The 18,148-nt window shown below is 63.8% G+C and carries 19 protein-coding genes, 4 pseudogenes and 1 other annotated feature; of the genes and pseudogenes, 14 read left to right on the forward strand and 9 right to left on the reverse strand.

Annotated elements, in window-relative coordinates:
• Positions 1-32: 32 nt before the first annotated feature.
• The gene (locus tag OB2597_RS09015; protein WP_009805232.1) at positions 33-374 is read right to left on the reverse strand and encodes a hypothetical protein; all 342 of its coding nucleotides are present in this window, start codon (positions 372-374) and stop codon (positions 33-35) included.
• A gap of 159 nt (positions 375-533) precedes the next feature.
• Here OB2597_RS09015 and OB2597_RS09020 point away from each other — a divergent pair, with 159 nt between their 5' ends.
• The 6 genes and pseudogenes from OB2597_RS09020 to OB2597_RS09045 form a co-directional block, all read left to right on the forward strand.
• Positions 534-968, forward strand: coding sequence for a CBS domain-containing protein (locus tag OB2597_RS09020; protein ID WP_009805233.1), 435 nt, complete (start codon positions 534-536; stop codon positions 966-968).
• Between the two features lie 761 nt (positions 969-1,729).
• Positions 1,730-1,924 carry a hypothetical protein gene (locus tag OB2597_RS21860; RefSeq protein WP_148234705.1) on the forward strand — a complete coding sequence of 65 codons (195 nt, stop codon included), beginning with the start codon at positions 1,730-1,732 and terminating at the stop codon, positions 1,922-1,924.
• Positions 1,925-2,017: 93 nt separating this feature from the next.
• Positions 2,018-2,260, forward strand: a complete 243-nt coding sequence (locus OB2597_RS09025) for a FitA-like ribbon-helix-helix domain-containing protein (protein ID WP_007253825.1) — start codon at positions 2,018-2,020, stop codon at positions 2,258-2,260.
• Positions 2,257-2,700: a type II toxin-antitoxin system VapC family toxin gene (locus OB2597_RS09030; RefSeq protein ID WP_007253824.1), complete on the forward strand. Its 444-nt coding sequence runs from the start codon at positions 2,257-2,259 to the stop codon at positions 2,698-2,700. Before OB2597_RS09025 ends, OB2597_RS09030 begins: the two co-directional genes overlap by 4 nt.
• A gap of 65 nt (positions 2,701-2,765) precedes the next feature.
• Positions 2,766-2,948, forward strand: a complete 183-nt coding sequence (locus OB2597_RS09035; protein WP_007253823.1) for a hypothetical protein — start codon at positions 2,766-2,768, stop codon at positions 2,946-2,948.
• A gap of 29 nt (positions 2,949-2,977) precedes the next feature.
• Positions 2,978-4,128: pseudogene (locus tag OB2597_RS09045) on the forward strand (IS3 family transposase); the annotation flags it as partial.
• A 4-nt stretch (positions 4,129-4,132) separates the two neighbouring features.
• Here the strand turns inward: OB2597_RS09045 and OB2597_RS21410 are convergent.
• Positions 4,133-4,543: a CBS domain-containing protein gene (locus OB2597_RS21410; RefSeq protein ID WP_322786303.1), complete on the reverse strand. Its 411-nt coding sequence runs from the start codon at positions 4,541-4,543 to the stop codon at positions 4,133-4,135.
• Between the two features lie 201 nt (positions 4,544-4,744).
• Here OB2597_RS21410 and OB2597_RS09050 point away from each other — a divergent pair, with 201 nt between their 5' ends.
• Entirely contained in the window at positions 4,745-6,124 is a 1,380-nt protein-coding gene (locus OB2597_RS09050) for a multicopper oxidase family protein (RefSeq protein WP_007253820.1), read from the forward strand.
• 36 nt (positions 6,125-6,160) lie between these two features.
• Here the strand turns inward: OB2597_RS09050 and OB2597_RS09055 are convergent, their stop codons facing one another.
• Positions 6,161-6,442 (reverse strand): metal-sensitive transcriptional regulator, encoded by a 282-nt coding sequence (locus tag OB2597_RS09055; RefSeq protein ID WP_009805237.1) that lies wholly within the window; start codon positions 6,440-6,442, stop codon positions 6,161-6,163.
• Between the two features lie 143 nt (positions 6,443-6,585).
• On the opposite strand from OB2597_RS09055, the gene OB2597_RS09060 reads away from it, so the two are divergent.
• The 3 genes from OB2597_RS09060 to OB2597_RS09070 all read left to right on the forward strand — a co-directional run bounded on the left by OB2597_RS09060 (position 6,586) and on the right by OB2597_RS09070 (position 10,474).
• Positions 6,586-8,931: a heavy metal translocating P-type ATPase gene (locus OB2597_RS09060; RefSeq protein ID WP_084658677.1), complete on the forward strand. Its 2,346-nt coding sequence runs from the start codon at positions 6,586-6,588 to the stop codon at positions 8,929-8,931.
• A gap of 70 nt (positions 8,932-9,001) precedes the next feature.
• Positions 9,002-9,565, forward strand: coding sequence for a c-type cytochrome (locus tag OB2597_RS09065; protein ID WP_009805239.1), 564 nt, complete (start codon positions 9,002-9,004; stop codon positions 9,563-9,565).
• A 12-nt stretch (positions 9,566-9,577) separates the two neighbouring features.
• On the forward strand, positions 9,578-10,474 hold the full coding sequence (locus OB2597_RS09070) for a DUF305 domain-containing protein (RefSeq protein WP_007253816.1): 897 nt from the start codon (positions 9,578-9,580) through the stop codon (positions 10,472-10,474).
• Positions 10,475-10,543: 69 nt separating this feature from the next.
• Here the strand turns inward: OB2597_RS09070 and OB2597_RS09075 are convergent, their stop codons facing one another.
• From OB2597_RS09075 to OB2597_RS09095, 5 genes are read right to left on the reverse strand one after another with little or no spacing between them, the layout of a single operon-like run.
• Positions 10,544-11,971 (reverse strand): multicopper oxidase family protein, encoded by a 1,428-nt coding sequence (locus tag OB2597_RS09075; RefSeq protein ID WP_009805240.1) that lies wholly within the window; start codon positions 11,969-11,971, stop codon positions 10,544-10,546.
• Between the two features lie 11 nt (positions 11,972-11,982).
• A complete protein-coding gene (locus OB2597_RS09080) occupies positions 11,983-12,861 on the reverse strand; it encodes a copper resistance D family protein (RefSeq protein ID WP_007253814.1) in 879 nt (292 codons plus the stop codon).
• A 3-nt stretch (positions 12,862-12,864) separates the two neighbouring features.
• Positions 12,865-13,206 (reverse strand): copper resistance CopC family protein, encoded by a 342-nt coding sequence (locus tag OB2597_RS09085; RefSeq protein WP_009805241.1) that lies wholly within the window; start codon positions 13,204-13,206, stop codon positions 12,865-12,867.
• Positions 13,203-13,667: a c-type cytochrome gene (locus OB2597_RS09090; protein ID WP_007253812.1), complete on the reverse strand. Its 465-nt coding sequence runs from the start codon at positions 13,665-13,667 to the stop codon at positions 13,203-13,205. Before OB2597_RS09090 ends, OB2597_RS09085 begins: the two co-directional genes overlap by 4 nt.
• Entirely contained in the window at positions 13,664-14,158 is a 495-nt protein-coding gene (locus OB2597_RS09095; protein ID WP_007253811.1) for a DUF411 domain-containing protein, read from the reverse strand. The genes OB2597_RS09090 and OB2597_RS09095 overlap by 4 nt, the downstream gene beginning before the upstream one ends.
• Positions 14,159-15,143: 985 nt before the next feature.
• Positions 15,144-15,260: a sequence feature (AL1L pseudoknot), on the forward strand.
• Here OB2597_RS09095 and OB2597_RS21420 point away from each other — a divergent pair.
• From OB2597_RS21420 to OB2597_RS09105, 3 genes and pseudogenes are all read left to right on the forward strand, one after another.
• Positions 15,150-15,419: pseudogene (locus OB2597_RS21420) on the forward strand (IS3 family transposase); the annotation flags it as partial. (Overlaps the previous feature by 111 nt.)
• A pseudogene (locus OB2597_RS22510) lies at positions 15,415-15,537 on the forward strand (IS256 family transposase); the annotation flags it as partial. The pseudogenes OB2597_RS21420 and OB2597_RS22510, both read left to right, overlap by 5 nt.
• Before the next feature lie 599 nt (positions 15,538-16,136).
• Positions 16,137-17,288, forward strand: coding sequence for a tyrosine-type recombinase/integrase (locus OB2597_RS09105; protein ID WP_009805244.1), 1,152 nt, complete (start codon positions 16,137-16,139; stop codon positions 17,286-17,288).
• Between the two features lie 6 nt (positions 17,289-17,294).
• Here the strand turns inward: OB2597_RS09105 and OB2597_RS22515 are convergent, their stop codons facing one another.
• Positions 17,295-17,441 (reverse strand): hypothetical protein, encoded by a 147-nt coding sequence (locus OB2597_RS22515; protein ID WP_154653347.1) that lies wholly within the window; start codon positions 17,439-17,441, stop codon positions 17,295-17,297.
• A 203-nt stretch (positions 17,442-17,644) separates the two neighbouring features.
• Here OB2597_RS22515 and OB2597_RS21425 point away from each other — a divergent pair.
• A pseudogene (locus OB2597_RS21425) lies at positions 17,645-18,100 on the forward strand (transposase); the annotation flags it as partial.
• Positions 18,101-18,148: the final 48 nt, after the last annotated feature.

The raw sequence follows: 18,148 nt of genomic DNA on the forward strand, positions 1-18,148 counted from the left end.
TTACCAGGCCGTCACCTATGCGGTGCGGCCGGTCAACTCAGGATAGTGGTTCGAGGGGGCGCGGGATCGAAACCCGGTCGACGTGTTCGCAGCGCCGTATCGTCCGGACGCGTTATGCCCCGCGTGGCAACGGTTTGCGGCAGGATTTCGGGCGACCCCTCGGTCGACAGCAGGGGCGCGGTGCAATCGAGATCGCAGACCAGTTGCTCGCTCGCATCCTGATCGCAGGCAGGGCAGAGATCGTCCTGCGCCTCGGCGACTGCCGATGCCGCCATGTCGAACGACATCCGGGCACCGGCCGCGTCATGCATCATCACGCCGCCCAGAAGGGCGATCGAGAGGCAGAACGAGACAAGGCGGACCCATAGGCGCATGGCACAGATCTATGAACGGACGGGACGCCTGTCCACTGGGCACAGTCAGAAATCAGTCACGAGGCCGTCAACCGGCGGTCCGTTGCCGATACGGAGGTAGCGACGGAACGTCATCCCGGCCGCCGTGGTTTGTCCTGGCACTCAGCAGAGGAGCAAGACATGCAAGTCCAAGACATCATGACGAGCAACCCCACCTGCTGTGGGGGGAACACCACCATCCAGGAAGCGGCGAAGCTGATGGCCGAGCAGTCCATCGGTGCCTTACCCGTGCTCAACGAGGCGGGTGAACCAATCGGGGTCGTCACCGATCGCGACATCTGCTGCGGGGCCGTGGCCGAAGGCAAATCCGGTGCGACCGCCGTTTCGGACGTCATGTCCACGGACGTGCTGACCACGACGGCAGACGAGGAGGTCTCGTCCTGCTGCAACAAGATGGAGGAGCGTCAGGTGCGTCGTGCCGTCGTCACCGACGAGGAAGGCAAGTGCTGCGGCATGGTCGCGCAAGCCGACGTTGCGCGTGAGGCGCAAGGGGCAGAAACGGCAGATCTCGTGCAGAAGATTTCGCAGCCGGAAGGCCGTTCCGGCTGCTGCTGACGAAACGGGCGGAGCATCATTGTGGTGCTCCGCCCCTTACTCGGCCTCGGGGCCGGTGGACGAAGCCATCGTCCATGCCGGGGACCAAAAAGTCCGAAGGTCCCCGCAAGTATCGACGCGGACATAACATAGGAAGACACAGATGATGGACGGCGGAATGATGTTCGGCATGGGGATCTGGGGTCTTCTGATCCTCGTGCTGGTGATCCTCGCGATCTTGGCGCTGGTGAAATATCTACGCAAATAGGTAAGGCACCGGGCAAATTCGTCACTCTGGTCACCGACACCAGCGGCTACCTTGGAGTAGCGGTCGTTCGACGCCTGCACGAGAAGTATCGCGTTGTGGGGCGCGCGATTGCCATGGCCCCTGAATCATCAGGCTTCGGGTGTTAGCTTGCAATCGCACCTCGTTTGCTATGTGGCGGCAACCTGTCCTCGAAGCCTCCTCGGTAGCCTTTCCAGCTCAGCACGGATCATCTTTGGCCGCCACATGCCCGGCTCGGCGACACGCATTACAACACGGCAGCCGGGACTGATACGAAGATTGCAGTCTCAAAGCTGAGACACGAACTGGTTGCCCCGAAAATTGAAGCGACAAGACTTTCCGTTCCTCCCTCTGGGGGCTGTAGGTAAGTGGTTCCGCTGTTCTCAGCATAGCAGACGTTGGAGACAATGGTGGCCAACGGCAGCTTTGGGCCGAAAGGCGCGCTATGTGCGATCTACGACCTGGTGTAGGGTCAACGAGATACGAGGAGGAGGCAATGGCCCAGGACAGGCCGCACGAAGGACGAAGACCCGGATTTGCGACCGGCCAGGAAATGCATGCGCGTCTGGCCAGAAGCGGGCCGCCACTCGACATCACCACCCAGGGCCTTCCGAAGCGTCGCCAGCCCCGAATGGATATCGATACCGCATTGTCTCGGCCAAAGAAGAGCACCGACCCCAACAAGAGCTGACACCTCCGCACCCTTTGCCTGTCTGTCTTTCTTCTTGATTGACAGATGATGCGCCATCATATTGCCTGCAATATGCAAGCAACCGGTGGAAGCATGGCTCAGCTTACGGTCCGAAATGTCGATGATGCGATTGCCGCGGCCCTCAAGGAGCGCGCCGCGAAGGCTGGGCGCTCTGCCGAAGCGGAGCATCGCAAGATACTGGAGGAGGCTTTGGGCCCTGCCCGCAATGCCGACTTCTTCTCGGAAGCCCGATCGCGGCGCATGAAGCTCGTCTCGGGTGCGCCCACAACCACGGAGCTTCTCCGCGCCGACCGGGATCGAGACGAGATCAGATGACCACAAGGGCGGGCTTCGTTGTCGACACTTCCGTCACGATCAAGTGGGTGATCGACGAAGAGGGCAGTGACGAAGCCGACCTTCTTCAGAACGCCGACATGGTGGCGCCCGCCCTTCTCCGGATCGAAGCCGCGAATGTCCTGCGCACCATCGCCGCGCGACAGACCGTGACCGGCCCCCAGGCGGTCGACCTCTTCCTGCTCCTCCAGACCGCACCTGTCACGATCATAGATGCCGACGACATGCTCGAGCGCCGCGCCCTGGAGCTCGCCCTCGAGCTACGGCACCCTGTCTATGACTGCGTCTATCTGGCTCTCGCAGAGCGCACGGATCGTCGGCTGATCACCGCGGACAGGCGCTTCCTGGGCGCTCTTGCCGACACTGCACATTCATCCCGAGCCATGGACTTGGCCGACATCCCGAAGCTGTTTTCCGGCTGACCCGATTTTGGCTCGGCACCCACCGGCCAATATCCAGTGAAGACGCCCTTATTTGAGTGAGACCCATGAACCCGACCGACATCTACGAAGCCCTCGACACCCTCGCCAAGGCACCCTTCGATCCGGTCGACTTCGGGTTCTCCTTCGCGGAGGCTACCGACAATGCACGCGCCACGGTGTCCAAGTTACGCGGCGGCTCCCTCAATCGATTTGACCTGCCCCCCGCGAGGTCCCTCAGTCTGATGTAGAGTTTGCTCAACCGCGAAGGAGCAGACGAATGAGGAAGAGCCGTTTCACCGAGGCGCAGATAATCGGAATGATCAAGGAGCAGGAGGCCGGGATGCCGACGGCAGAGGTGTGCCGCAGGCACGGCCTGAGTCCGGCGACGTTCTACAAAATGAAGTCCAAGTATGGCGGCATGGAGGTTTCCGAGGCGGTCAGGCTGAAGGCGCTGGAAGACGAGAACGCCAAGCTCAAGCGCCTGCTGGCCGACACTATGCTCGACAATGTCGTCCTAAAGGATCTGCTGGGAAAGAACTGACGACATTGACCAGGCGGCGAGAGGCGGCGCTCAGGGCAATGCGGGACCATGATATCTCGCAGCGCCGGGCCTGCCAGCTTGTCGGTGTCGATCCCAAAACGGTCCGGCGCACACGCCCGCCGGACTGCCCCGAGATCCACGAAGAGATGAAGGAGATCGCCGGGAAGCGGCGCCGGTTCGGCTATCGCCGGATCGGCATCCTGCTCGAGCGCAAGGGCATGCTCATGAACCACAAGAAGCTGTATCGGCTCTACCGAGAAGAGGGACTGTCAGTGAAGCGACGGGGCGGGCGCAAGCGGGCCCGTGGGTCACGCACGCCGATGCCGGAGGCGGCGCATCCCAATGCCCGCTGGTCGCTCGACTTTCTGGCCGACAGCTTCGGCGCCTCGCGCAAGTTCCGCATCCTGGCGGTGATCGACGATTGCTGCCGGGAGAACCTGTGCCTGACCGCCGACACCAGCATCTCGGGCGCCCGCGTCGCCCGCGAGCTGGATGCGCTGGTGCGGATCTACGGAACGCCCGCTTGCATCGTCAGCGATAACGGCACCGAGTTCACCAGCCGCGCCATCCTAAAGTGGGCCGACAAGAACGGGGTGCCCTGGCATTACATCGACCCGGGCAAGCCGCAGCAGAACGCCTTCATCGAGTCGTTCAACGGCAGCCTGCGCGACGAGCTTTTGTATGAGGAGATCTTCGATACTCTGGAGGACGCCCGCCGGAAGCTGGCGCTCTGGCGCTACGATTACAACGCGGTCAGGCCGCATTCCTCGCTCGGGAACCAGACCCCGCTCGAAGCGCGCCGGACACTTGAGCAATCTGAGGGCTCCGCGCCCGGCGCGCTTGCCCAGAACGACCGCCCAGACTACCAATCTCGAACCCGCAAACTCTACATCAGACTGAGGGACCAGCGGGGGGCAGGTCATCTTCCATCTTGTTGTAGCAGTTGTCGAGCTCCTCGTCGGGGGAGGTCGTTACGACTTTCTCCGACATCACGTCTGATACCTTGGTATCTGCGCCTTTTCCTTCTGCAACAGCGCGGCAGCAGATGTCTCGGTCCGTAGCGATACCGACCGGCCGCCCGTCATCGTCGATCAACGGGATGGCGCCGATGGAATTTTCTGTCATGACTTTTGCCACGTCCTGGATCAAATTCTCGGGCCCGCAGCAGGTCGGCTTAGATGTCATGATGTCTTGCACTTGCACGATTTTTTCCGGTTGCTCCCTCCGGGAAGGAGTAGGTAGGGAGGCATGTTCCGGGGAATCTGACCTGTCGGCGGCGATGCGCTGAGGATACGGCGTCATCGCTTACGCCAGTTCTGCTCGACATCACTGCGATCCAGCTATGTTGAGGAGAGTAGCAATAGCCGTCCTGCAAACGTGGTGACCCCGGTGCTAAGACGCAGATTTCTGAAAAGCGCACTCGCGTCCCTTGCGACGCCGGCATTGTGCGGACGCGCCTTCGCGGAGGCGGCTCCCGGAAACACGCTGCCGATCCCTCCGCTCATGGAAGTCGGGGAGGATGCCGGCAATCGCCTCGATGCGATCTATGGCACTCACGCGTTTCTCGAGGGCGCCGAGGCTCGGACCATGGGCTGGTCTCAGGATTTCCTTGGGCCGACGTTGAGGCTCCGTAGCGGGCGCACAGCGCGCCTCACGGTTGGCAATGGGATCGAGCACGCTATCACCTCTCACTGGCACGGTTTACATGTGCCTGGGTGGAACGACGGAGGACCGCAGTCACTGATCGCTCCGGACGCCGTCCTCGAACAGGCCCTGGAAATCGATCAGCCCGCCGGCACTTTCTGGTATCACTCACACCCGCACGGCACGACCGGCGACCAGGTCTACCACGGGCTCGCTGGCCTGCTTTTGATCGAGGACGAGCAACCGGGCGAGAATGCGCTGCCTGCCACCTACGGGATCGACGATATTCCCCTGATCATACAGGACAAGTCTTTCTCTCGGCGCGGCAGGCTTCGCTACGATGACGACGGAATGACTGCGATGCAGGGATTCCGCGGCGACCGTATCGCGGTCAACGGAGCGCTCGAGCCGGTCGCTCAGGTCCCTCCCGGGCTGGTGCGCTTCCGCCTACTGAACGCCTCGAACTCGCGCGTCTACGTCCTGAGCTTTGATGACGGCCGGGCTATTTATCAAATCGCCAGCGATGCCGGCCTGCTGCCAGCGCCGGTGCGCCTTGATCGCCTTCAGCTCGCGCCTGCGGAACGTGCGGAGATACTCGTCGACTTTTCGGATGGAGCGAGTAGCCGGCTGATATCGCAAGACGTCCCGGTGCAGATGATGGGTGGCATGATGGGCGGCCGGATGGGGGGAGGCATGATGGGCAGGAGCGCAGGCTCCGATAGCCCGAACGGCACCTTCAATATCTTGAGCCTGACGGTTGACGAGAGCCGACAGGCCGCGGTTTCCGACGTGCCGCGGGAAATCAGAGGCGCTCATATCCCGGACCTGGGGGAGCCGGTGCGTCGCCGCCGTTTCGAGCTCAACATGATGATGGGCATGGGGATGATGCGAGGCATGTTCGGGGGCCGCCCCACCCTGGGGATCAACGGCCGGACCTACGACATGGAGCGCATCGATGAGCAGCTGCGCATAGGCGAGACGGAGATCTGGGAGATTTCAGCAGACATGATGTCTCACCCGTTTCACGTGCACGGCACTTCTTTCCAGGTCCTCAGCCAGAATGGCAGACCCGTCAGTTTCGCCGAAACCGGTATGAAGGACGTGGTCTGGGTGGAAAATCACGCCGAGATTCTCGTGCGGTTCGACCATCCGGCGACGCCCGAGGCACCCTACATGTATCACTGCCACATTCTCGAGCATGAGGACTCGGGTATGATGGGCCAGTTCACCGTCACCTGACCCGGGCCGACCTTCCCAAACCCTTGGCTGCCCACCTTAGCTGTCGCGGGCTTTCTCCAGCAGCGTGACCATCTCCTGGAATTTCGCGCGCTGCTCGTCGGGGTCGCCTGATTGTATGGCCGCCTCCAAGCAATGCGAGGTGTGGTCTTCGATCAGCAAGCGTTCAACGGCTTTCAGTGCCGAGCGCACCGCCGCCGTCTGCATCAGCACGTCGACGCAGTAGCGGTCTTCCTCGACCATGCGCGACACGCCTCTGATCTGCCCTTCCAGCCGCGCGAGGCGCTTCTGAATCGCTGCTTTGTTTTTCTTTTCTTGCATCTCGACGCCTCCGGCCTTGGAACAATAAGCGCGCCGACAGGTTTCCGCTATACCCCATGCGGGTATCTTGCACAAGAATACCCCCAAGGGGTATCTTGCCCGCAGCAGCGCCGCGTTGGCGCTGTCGCAACGAGGAAACCGCCATGAGCCACTCTCACGCGCACTCCCATGACCACGCCCTCCCGGGCGATCGGACAGCGACCGACCCGGTCTGCGGGATGACGGTCGAGGTCGAGACGGCCAAGCATGTCTCGGAACATGAGGGGGAGACTTTCTATTTCTGCTCGGCCGGATGCCGAGAGAAGTTCGGAACCCGCCCAGAGATCTTCCTCGACCCTGCGCTGAAGGCGGACCCGCCGGCACGCGAGGACGAAGTCTACACCTGCCCGATGCACCCCGAGATCGAGCAGATCGGCCCCGGCTCCTGCCCCATCTGCGGCATGGCGCTCGAGCCCAAGGGCATTCCAATGACGGAGGGGCCGAGCGAGGAATATATCGACTTCCGCCGCCGCTTCGTGGTCGGTGCGGTGCTGACCGTGCCGCTGGCTATCGTCGCGATGGGCCGGCATTTCGCGCCGCAGGCCTTCGCCATCATCTCGGCCTCCTGGCTCGACTGGATCGAGCTGATATTGGCGACCCCGGTGGTGCTGTGGAGCGCCTTGCCCTTCTTCGAGCGCGGCTGGGCCTCGGTGAAGAGTCGCAACCTCAACATGTTTACGCTGATCGCCCTCGGCGTCGGCGTGGCCTACGTCTACTCGGTGGTGGCGACTGTCGCACCGTGGCTCTTCCCGCCGCAGTTCCGTGGGCATGAGGGCGAGGTTGGCGTCTATTTCGAGGCTGCGGCGGTGATCGTGACGCTGGTGCTGCTGGGCCAGCTCCTGGAGCTGCGTGCGCGAGAGCAGACCGGCGGCGCGATCCGGGCGCTGCTCGATCTCGCGCCCAAGACAGCGCGGCTGGTCGACGCGAATGGCGAGCGGGACGTGCCGCTCGACATGGTGCGCTCGGGCGACCGGTTGCGCGTGCGCCCGGGCGAGGCCGTGCCGGTGGACGGCATGGTGCTGGAGGGGCGCTCCACCATCGACGAGAGCATGATCACCGGTGAGCCGATTCCGGTGGAGAAGGAAGAAGGCACCGAGGTCACCGGCGGGTCGATCAACCAGACCGGCAGCTTCGTGATGGAGGCCCAACGCGTGGGCGCGGACACGATGCTGAACCGCATCGTCGCCATGGTCGCCGAAGCGCAGCGCAGCCAGGCGCCGATCCAGAAGCTGGCCGACAGGATCTCGAGCTACTTCGTGCCCTTCGTGGTCGGCGTGGCGATTCTCGCCTTCGTCGTTTGGAGCTTTTTCGGCCCCGACCCGGCGATGGCCTTCGCGCTGGTCTCGGCGGTCTCGGTGCTGATTATCGCCTGCCCCTGTGCGCTCGGCCTCGCCACGCCGATGTCGATCATGGTCGGCGTCGGGAAGGGCGCGGGTCATGGTGTGTTGATCAAGAACGCCGAGGCGCTGGAGCGCTTCGCCGCCGTGGACACGCTGGTCGTCGACAAGACCGGCACGCTGACCGAGGGCCGGCCGGCGCTGGTCGAGGTCGTGGCCGAGGGCATGGGCGAGGACGAGCTTCTTGGCCTCGTCGCGGCATTGGAGGCGCAGTCGGAGCACCCCTTGGCGCGTGCCATCGTCGAGGGAGCCGAAGCGCGGGGTGTCGCTCTGCCCGAGGTCGAGAGCTTCGACAGCACCACCGGCAAGGGCATCTCTGGCCGTGTCGAAGGGCGGGCCGTGGCCGTGGGCAACCGCGCCATGATGGAGCAGGTCGGCGCCGATCCGGGCGTCCTTTCTGACCGGGCCGATGCCGCGCGGCGCATGGGACAGACCGCTATCCTGGTGGCGGTGGACGGCCGCGCAGTCGGCCTGGTCTCCGTCGCGGATCGCATCAAGGAAACGACCCCGCGCGCCATCGAGGCGCTGCATGACGAAGGCCTGCGTATCGTCATGCTCACCGGCGACAACGAGATGACGGCGCAAGCCGTGGCCGATGAGCTCGGGATCGACGAGGTGATTGCCGAGGTGTTGCCCGCTGACAAGCAGGCGGCGGTCCGCAGGCTGCAAGCGGAGGGCCGCACCGTCGCCATGGCCGGTGACGGGGTCAACGACGCGCCCGCGCTGGCGGCGGCGGACGTCGGGATCGCCATGGGCACCGGCGCCGATGTTGCGGTTGAGAGCGCGGGCGTCACGCTGGTGCGCGGCGACCTCACCGCGCTCGTCACGGCGCGCCGCCTGAGCCGCGCCACCGTGCGCAACATCAAGCAGAACCTCGCCTTCGCCTTCCTCTACAACGGGCTCGGCGTGCCGATTGCGGCGGGCCTGCTCTATCCCTTCACCGGCCTTCTGCTGTCGCCGATGATCGCGGCGGCCGCGATGAGCCTGTCGTCGGTCTCGGTGATCGGCAACGCGCTTCGCCTGCGGGCCACCCGAGTGGGGTTTGACGCTTAACTTCGACGGCGGGCGGCGTTGGCCGCGTCGCCCTGTCGTCATTCGATAGCGAGTAACAGGGAGACAGACCATGCCGAGATCGAAACCCGTCGCACTGGGTGTGCTGATCGGTAGTATCGCCACCGTTGGCATCGCCGCCGTCGCCGGCATCGCCTATGTCTACTCGGGCTCATACAACGTTGCCGCAACCGAGTCTCATGCGCCGACGATGCGATGGGCGCTCGACACCAGCTATGAAAATTCGGTCCGATCCCGCGCCGAGACGATCGAACCTCCCGCCGAACTGACCCCCGAGATGGTCGAGGCCGGCGGTGAGCGCTACGCCGCGATGTGTGCCCATTGCCATGGGGGGCCGGGCGCCGAGCCTGCGGGTTGGAGCCGTGGCATGCGCCCGGAACCGCCGATCCTGTGGCATGCGGCCAGCGAATGGGAGAGCCGGGAGGTCTTCTGGCTGGTCAAGCACGGGGTCAAGATGTCCGGCATGCCCGCCTTCGGAACCGATCACGAAGACGCGGCGATCTGGGAGATCACGGCCTTCGTGAAGGAGCTTCCCGCGATGCGGCCCGAGACCTACGAAAGCCTGACAGCCGGGGCCAATGGCCACGGGCAATCGACAGAAAGCCATTCTGAATAGAAGGAGAGTTTCATGTCCTACTGGCGCTTCGCCGCAATGATCGCGACCTCGACCGTGGTCATGTTCATCTTGATGTATCTCAACACATACGCATTCGAGCATATCTTCTTCAGCGAGACCCGAACCTACATGGCGCTGCTGATGGGGGCCACAATGGCGGTCATCATGCTCAGCTTCATGCTGTCGATGTATGAGAGCAAAGCGATTAACATCGCCATCTATGCTGGTTCGATTGCCGTCTTCGCGCTGACACTTTGGCTGGTGCGCAGCCAAGCCACGGTGGGCGACACCAGCTACATGCGCGCCATGATCCCGCACCATTCCATTGCGATCATGACTTCGGAACGCGCCAACATTTCCGATCCGCGCGTGAAAAAACTGGCCGATGAGATTATCGCGGCGCAGCGCAAGGAAATCGGGGAAATGCGCTACCTTATCGCCGATATCGAGGAGAACGGCGACGCCGCCGAGCCTGCGCTCGGGGAGCCGGAGGCTCCCCCAGCCGAAGGCAGCGTCGAAGAGGCATTAGGATCGGCGGAACTCGCCGGGCTCGATCCGGCAGGCCTGAAGCCCGAAGAGATCGAGGCGGCGCTGGAGACGGAAGCCGCCTGCGAGTTCCGGCGCACGAACGAGGGCGAGCCGATCCTGGCGATGGCCGGCGAAAGCGGCGCGATCAAGCTCTCGGGCACGCTCGTGCCGCTCGCCGCCGACGCACCGATCGCCGTGGAGACCTTGACCGACGGTGCTCGGTTCACCGCTTCGGGAACGGAGATCACCCTGATGCCCGACCCCGATGCGAACTGGACTGAGGAAAACCCCGGCCTTCGCCGCTCCGATGCCGAGATGGTCTTCCACCTCGACCAGGGCCTGACGGTCGGCTACCGCGGCTTCCTCGACTGTTCGGTCTGAGGCCGGATGGAGGTAACGGCCGCCCTGGCGGCGGCCGAGACCCTGAAACTGCAACGGTTGCGATATCTCTCACGTCACCTCGAACCATCCCATCATGCCGGACTGCTGGTGCGAGAGCATGTGGCAGTGCAGCATCCACTTGCCGGGATTGTCGGCGACGAAGGCCACGTCGACCGTCTCGTCCGCACCCACCATCACGGTATCGCGCACGTCGCCCGGCTGGTTGAAGGCACCGCTACGGGGCTGAACTTCGCAGTGGTGGCCGTGAAGGTGGATGGCGTGCGGGAAGAAGGTGCGGTTGGTCAGTTGTAGTTGCACCGTCTGGCCCCGCTGGGCGCGGAACATGGGCGCCTCCAGGCCATGCGCGACGCCGTTGAAGGCCCAGACAATGCCGTTCGCCGCGAGGTCACGAAAGCCCATCCTCTCGCCTCGGAACGACGCTCCGTCCATTCCCCGCATGGCGCCGCCTTCCATCACCACCGCGGCGCGCAGCGGTTCGGTCAGGTCGGGAGCGGCGAGCGTGCCCCACGCCGGCAACGGACGGACCTCGCCCGGCTCCGGAACCACCGGATCGCCGTCGAGCACGAAGCCCGCGATCCCGGACCACTCGCCGTTGCCCGGATTGAGCTGGAGCGAGAGGGCGGCGGAGGCCTTCTGAGGCGCGTCAATAACGACGTCGGCTCGCTGGGCCGGGCCGAGCAGGATGGTCTCTACGGCACGCGGCGGCACAGGATGGCCGTCAAGGGCGACCAGGCGCGGTGAGAGCCCCGGCAGAGCCAGCGGCATGACTCGGTCTGTCGCGGCGTTGATGAGCCGCAGCCGGACCCGCTCCCCGAGGCGCAGATCGAAGGCAGGCCGCGTCTTGCCGTTGACGGTGATGGTGTTGCCCATGCGCCCGCTGTGCGAGGCTGCGTGGAGATCGTCCCACCGTCCCCCGACGATGGCCGCATCGTCGTCCAGCAGCCAGTCCGCCAGGAGCAGCGTAAGCTCGCGAGTCGCGGCGCCCGGCTGGCCCAGCCACGGATCGCGCTCCTCCACGATCAGGGGCCCGGCCAGACCGCGCCCGATCTGCTCGGTGCCGTTGTGGTGGGCGTGATACCAGTAGGTGCCGGGGTCGGGCGTCTCGAACGCGTAGTCAAAGGTCGAGCCCGGCTCCACCGGGGTCTGTGTCAGCGGCGCCGCTCCGTCCATGGCATTGGCGATGCGGATGCCGTGCCAGTGCACGGCCGTGGACTGCGGCAGGTCGTTGACCAGCCGGGTGCGCACCCATTCTCCAGCGGTGACACGGATCTCCGGCCCCGGAACCGTGCCGACGCCCTCCGTGGCATAGGCCCAGACCGGAGTGGCTGGGTATTGGCTGGGGACGAGCTGCGCGTTCGAAGGCGCTGCGCGCAGGATGGGCGCGGCGGCCCGGGCCAAGGCGTTCCTTGGCAGTAGCGCGACACCGCCGAGGGCGGCCGCGCAGACGAGGAAGGTGCGTCGTGTAGAATTGATCATAAGAAGTCCGTTCAGAGGTTCGCCGGAGGTGTTGTGATGGTCGTGAGCGCCGCGGTCGCCATCAGGATCAGGACGACAACAACGCTCTCGAGCCGTATGGCGCGCCGCAAGCGGCTTGGGGCGGATGGGGTTTGGGCGGCGAGCGCGGGCACCAGCCTGAGCTTGTTCCGCGCGGCGAGGCCGAGGAGGCCCGTCACGGCAGTCAGCTTGACGATGAGCATCCAGCCGTAAGCGGTGCCGAAAAGCCCGCCGAGCGAGCCGATCGTCAGCCAGGCGAAGGTCAGCCCGAGCAGGACGAGGGCGGCGACCGTGCCTCCGGCGATGATGCCGAAGCGGTGCAGGAGGTCCACGCCCTCGACCCTGCCCGCCGCGCGATGGAGCGGGGCAAGCGCGCCGACCCAGAAGGCCGCTGCCAGCAGGTGCAGGCCGAGGAGGCTTGCCAGAAGCCAGCGCGGTTCACCCAGGGAGTGCCCCACCTGCGTGTAGGACCAAGCCACGAGCAGCGCGCCGAGCACCCCTCCGGCCAAGGTGAGCGTGCTTCTGAACACCAGGCCGAGGATCAGCACTTCACCCGCGCCGCGCCAGAGCGCTGCCGTTCCGAGCGGGCTGTCCCAGACCAGGCCGAGCATCATGGGGTCCGTCGCCCCCGCCAGCCCTATTCCCGAGATCCGGGCGGAGCGGATGCCGAGCCGCAGCGCCAGCACCACGAGCCCGAGAAGCGCCGCGAGGGCGGCGGCCCTGCGCGCGAGGCGCAGAACCTCTTCCGGCGCCTCGCGGAAGGTTGCGATGAAGAGCGGCCCGCCCATGGCAACGAGCGCAGCCGCATAGCCGGCAGCCTTCGCGGAGATCGCGAAGACTGCCCAACCGTCGACCGGGGAAAGACCCTCCATCGGTCAATCCCCGACGGTAAAGGCGAAGGTGCCCTGCATCGGATGACCGTCCTCGGACAGACCGCGCCAATCCACCTTGTAGCCCCCGACGACCACCTCCTCTGGCAGCAGTGCCCGGAACTCCGGAACCGGCTCGAGACCCGTCTCGCGGGTCAGCTCGACCTCCCCTTCCGGGCCGGTGAGGGTGATGACGGTGATCCGCATCGGCATGTCGAAGCGCAGCTCAATCACCTCGACGGTTTCGACGATCGCCCCTTCCTGCGGGGTCGTCTCGTTCGAATTCGAATGTGCCAGCAGGGCCGAGGTGGTCAGCGTGAGCGCGGCGGCGAAGATGATCGTTTTCATGGTCTGTTTTCCAGTTCGTCGTGCCTGGCGCGGATCTCCTGCGGCCAGGTGGATTTGATGTAGCTAAGGACGGCGATGATATCGTCGTCCGTGAGCACGCCCTCGTAGGCGGGCATGTCTGACGGGTAATCGGTTTCACCGATAAGAGCGCCGACTCCGTATTTCGTCAGGCGGAACAGGGTGTCGGCATCATGGTGCCAGGTGTGGCCGGTCTCGTCGTGCGGCGGCGCGGGGAGGCGACCCTCAGGGGTGCGCTCGCGCCAGTTCGGCTGCCCTTCGAGATCGCCTCCGTGGCAGGCGGCGCAAGTCTCGGCGTAGACCGCCTGGCCCCGAGCCACGACCTCGGGATCGGAGGGCGCAAGGAGGCTCGACGGCTCGGTGTCGGACCCCATGGTCACGATGAGGGCGATGGCCGCGAGAACACCCGCGGCCCCGAGACCCGCCAACGTGCGCCGGTTCACGACCCCGCGCGGAAGAACACCTCTCCCTCGCCCGCTTCCCCGCCGAAGGCAATGACGTCGTAGCGGGCCGCCGGATCGTTGCCCATGCCGGGTGAGCCGGCAGGCATGCCAGCCACCGCGATCCCGTCGATCGCAGGCCGCTCCTTGAGGAGCTTGGCAATCGCCTCGAACGGCACATGACCTTCGACGACGTAGCCGTCGATCACCGCCGTATGGCAGGCCCAGAGCGTCCCGGGCACGTCATGCTCCTGCTTCGCCAGGGTGATGGCGCCGGTGTTGGTCACCTCGACCTCGTAGCCCTCTTCGCGAGCCAGTTCGACCCAGGCGCCGCAGCAGCCGCAGGTGGGGCTCTTGGTCACGTGCATCGTGCCATGCTCGGCCATGTCTGCGTGGCTCTCGGCATGGACACCGTTCACGGCGGCAAGGGTGGTGATGCCGAGCGACAGAGCAGCCGCAGGCACGACGGCGAAGAGCGTCTTGATCGGTTTCATGGATGATCCTCTCGATAGGATTGCGCACGGGCACAGCCCGTTTGTCTTTGGGTGCAAGGTGTAGCCGCGCCCCGGAAGGCGCAGAGAAGGCTACGACGCGCGAGGAGGTTCGAGAGGGCTTGGCGGATCGATGCCGGTTAGCATGCTGTGGCTGATTGCGAACACGAGCCTCCGCGCATTCAACCCACCAGGTGAGGAATCAAGGGGGGAAAGCAGAGCCACTGTGAGATGGCAACTCTGACCACGTTCGGTGCTTTCGGAGCAGCACCAGGGCTCGTCATCTGCCATGGGCTCGTTATAAAAATGTTCGTGCCCGTCAACTGCATGGCCGGTGCTTGCCCCTCCCGCCACCGCAGTGGTGAGGACCAAAAAGACCAGCAGGACAGCACGAAGAAGAGCCATGCCCGATACCTAACAGGGGTATACCTGCCAAAGCAACCAGGGGCGCGATGCGGGATAGCCTATCATGGACATCCGCCGTCCCGCCCGCTCCTCCCTGAAGCAAAGGCAGAAGCTTTTAAGATTTGCGCTATAGCATTGATCCTATGCCCGACGCCCAAGACGGATGGCTGCTGGCATCGCCTTTATTTAATCGGCGGCACGAGCATGATGCGCGCTTCGTATCAGCTTCAGACGATGTAGCGATCCCAACTACCGTAATGCTCGGAACTGCGACTGCGCCGAGGCAGGCTTAGAACGATAAGGCTCAGACCCGCCAACACCCCCAGAAGGCTTCCCGCCGCCATCCAGCAGCCAAAGGGCCAGGATTAGCCAAAGTCCGAACAGAATGTTCAGAATGCGCAGGGGGCGGGCAACCTCGGCCCATGCGATCACGGCTGTGGTAAGGACCAGCGCGCCCACGAGATGATCACTTCCCGCAAGCGGCATCACGTTGCCGAAAAATCTCCCGCGACAGCATCAGCATCACCCCGATGGCGGCGCTGAGACCAAGCGTCCAGGGCACGGTGACGCCCCGGAAGTCGTCGGCGTATTTTGCCCAGGCGGAGCTCGACCGCCCGTCGAAGCGATGATCGCGTTCATCGATGACCACCGCAACGTCCATGGGGTCGAGCCGATCTGCCACCTGCTGCCGATCGCCCCGTCGACGTATCATGCGCATCGGGCGCGGCGGGTTGATCCTTCTCGCCTCCCCGACTGCGCCAAGCGGGACGCCGAGCTGCGCATCGAGATCGCCCGCGTGCATGCCGAGAACTTGGGTGTTTACAGGGCTCGGAAAGTCTGGCGGCAGCTGCTGCGCGAGTCTCATGGAGCAGACCGAGCCATGGACCGTCCAGCGCGAACGCTACATGACGCCGGAAACGCTCGCACCGGTCTGCAACGATCTCATCGTCAGCCTGCCTGCCGCGCACACAGACTGATCAGCTCGGCCCGCCGACATCCATCTCGTCAAGAGCTACACCACGCGGTGGGACACACTCTCTCGTTCACAAGATGCCCGTCATTCCGCAGGTGCCAAGTCACCTGGCAGACACCGAGGAACGGCTTCTCCAGGAACTGCTCGCCGATCTGCCGCATCAGAGTTGGAGAGGTGCTACAGATCTGCTACGACGATGTAACGTGCCTTGCAACTATCGAATTTTAAATGATTTTCGAGATGTCGGTCCAGTCCATCATCGGGGCGACGGACAGGCGGGCGGCGCCGCAAAGATCAGTTTTCCCTTGTTTCATTGGCCTTCGGACTGGTGGCGCAGTGCTGGTTTCGGGGCCCGAAGGCTGAGATTGCAGCCGTTTCCGACACGAGGGCCTACAAATGTAGGCCCGAGAGACGCCTTGTAGGCCCGAAGCGACGGTCCATAGCACCTTACAGGCTCCAACGCAAAGGACTGGTATCCGTTCGCCTCAGAGGACCGCCGCGCAACCCCGTGCACGCGTCGGTTCCTCTGGACGAGCGGCGGATTTTTTTCCGCAACTGGATGAACCGACTTCCCTCCCGCCAGACCAAGAAGGGAAGTTACCCATGGGACAAATCATCGAACGCAGCCGGAAAGACGGCAGCATAACCTACACCGCGCAGGTCCGACGCAAAAAAAGCGGCAAGACCATCTTCAGCTTCGCGCAGACCTTCGATAAGAGGGCCGACGCCAAAGCATGGATGAAGCGAAAGGAGCGGGAACTCAACCAGCCCGACGGCCTTGCGATCGCCCTCAAGAAGAAGACGGCGAAGACGCTTGGCGAGGTCATCATCGCCTATATCGAGAGCCAGAATGGTCAGATCGGAAAGTCGAAGCTCCAGAACCTGAGGGCGACATGCCGGTTTGAGATCGCCAACGAGAACGTCGAGGCTCTCGTCGCATCGGACTTCGTAGCCTTCGCACAAGAATTGCTGAAGGGGACGCAGCCTGCGCCCTTGGACCCCAAGTCCATCCCTCTCGACTACTACGAACCTAAGCCCCGATTGCCCCAGACTGTCGGCGGCTACATGACGCATCTCGGCGTCGTCCTGCGTCACGGAGGACCATTGGTCGGGCTGAAGCTGCCAAAGGCAGAATTTCTCGAGGCAATGGAAACCTGCCGTCATCTCGGAATTGTGGGACCTTCAGACAAGCGTGACCGCCGACCTACCGTTGAAGAACTCGATCAGCTTATGGCCTACTTTGTCCGCTTCAGCGATGATGACCCTCGCGCAGTTCCAATGCACATGATGGTATTGGCTGCCATCTTTCTTACTTATCGTCAGGCGGAGCATACCCGGCTTCTTCGGTCGGACGTCGAGGCAGCACTGACCGATGAGGAGCCCACACTCACGATCCGCAACATGAAGCATCCCCGGAAGAAGCAAGGGAACGACATTACGGTTCAAATTCGCAGTGAAGGATTAGCAGTTATAAGGGCTATGGATCATGACGACAGTCGGATCTTTCCTTATCATCCTGATACTGTCAGTCGACGGTTCACTCAGGCCTGCAAGGTGCTGGGAATCGAGGACCTTCATTTTCATGACCTGCGTCATGAGGGGATCTCACGTCTCTTCGAAATGGGCCTCCAGATCCCGGAAGTAGCGGCCGTCACTGGTCACCAACACTGGCTGACGCTCGAACGCTATACCCACCTCAAAAAGAAGGGTGACAAATTTAAGGATTGGCGGTGGTTGTGTCTGATCGGACTTTAGTTCCTATCAGTTTAATGATCGAATCTCTCCAACGCGGCCTCGTAGCTTGAGGCCGCGCAGCTGTGCCACGGCGTCCGCCGCATCAACGAGCGGCTCGTTCCTCAGAGGGATGAGGCGCTGGCGCACGTCGTTGTGCAACACGATGACCACCATCTTACCCTCGGCTTGCAACGTAGCCACGCCGGCACATAGGCCGTCCGTGAGTGCCCCGCTCTCTGGCGCCAGCAATATAACACGTGACGGTCGCGACCAATGCTTCCGCCCCCTTGCCGGGGCGCACGTGGCCTCCAATCACCGCAGCGCGAGCACGCCCTTTCGCTCAGACTCGTTGCAGATCGCCTGTCGAGCGCGTGGCGTCCCGATCCGCCTTCGAATGGGACCCGGAGAACGACCGATACATCTGCCCCGAGGGCCATGAGCTGAAGCAATTCCGCCGGAACTACTCCGATACCGCCCGCGGCAGAGACTTGACCGGCACCCGCAAATACCGCGCCCTCAAGGCCGACTGCCAGGCCTGCCCGTCGAGGCACAGGTGCTGCTCGAACATGGAGTTCCGTGCGGTGACCCGCGAGGAGCACGAGGACGCCCCGCCATGTGGCCGGGGCCTGCCGGACGACGAAGGGATATAGGGTCTCGCGCGACAAGCGGAAGAAGGTCGAGATGCTCCTCGCCCATCTCAAGCGCATCCTGAACCTGACGCGGCTTCGATTGCGGGGGCCGAAGGGCGCCAGGACGAGTTCCTCCTCGCCGCCATTGCCCAGAACCTCCGGAAGCTGGCGAAGCCGAGGCCTTCGACGTTGGCAACGGCATGATCTGAGGGGCGGCGGCGTTGATCCAGTGAGGGAACAGCTGCATCGCAG

This window comes from Pseudooceanicola batsensis HTCC2597 (assembly GCF_000152725.1).
Classification (GTDB): Bacteria; Pseudomonadota; Alphaproteobacteria; order Rhodobacterales; family Rhodobacteraceae; genus Pseudooceanicola; species Pseudooceanicola batsensis.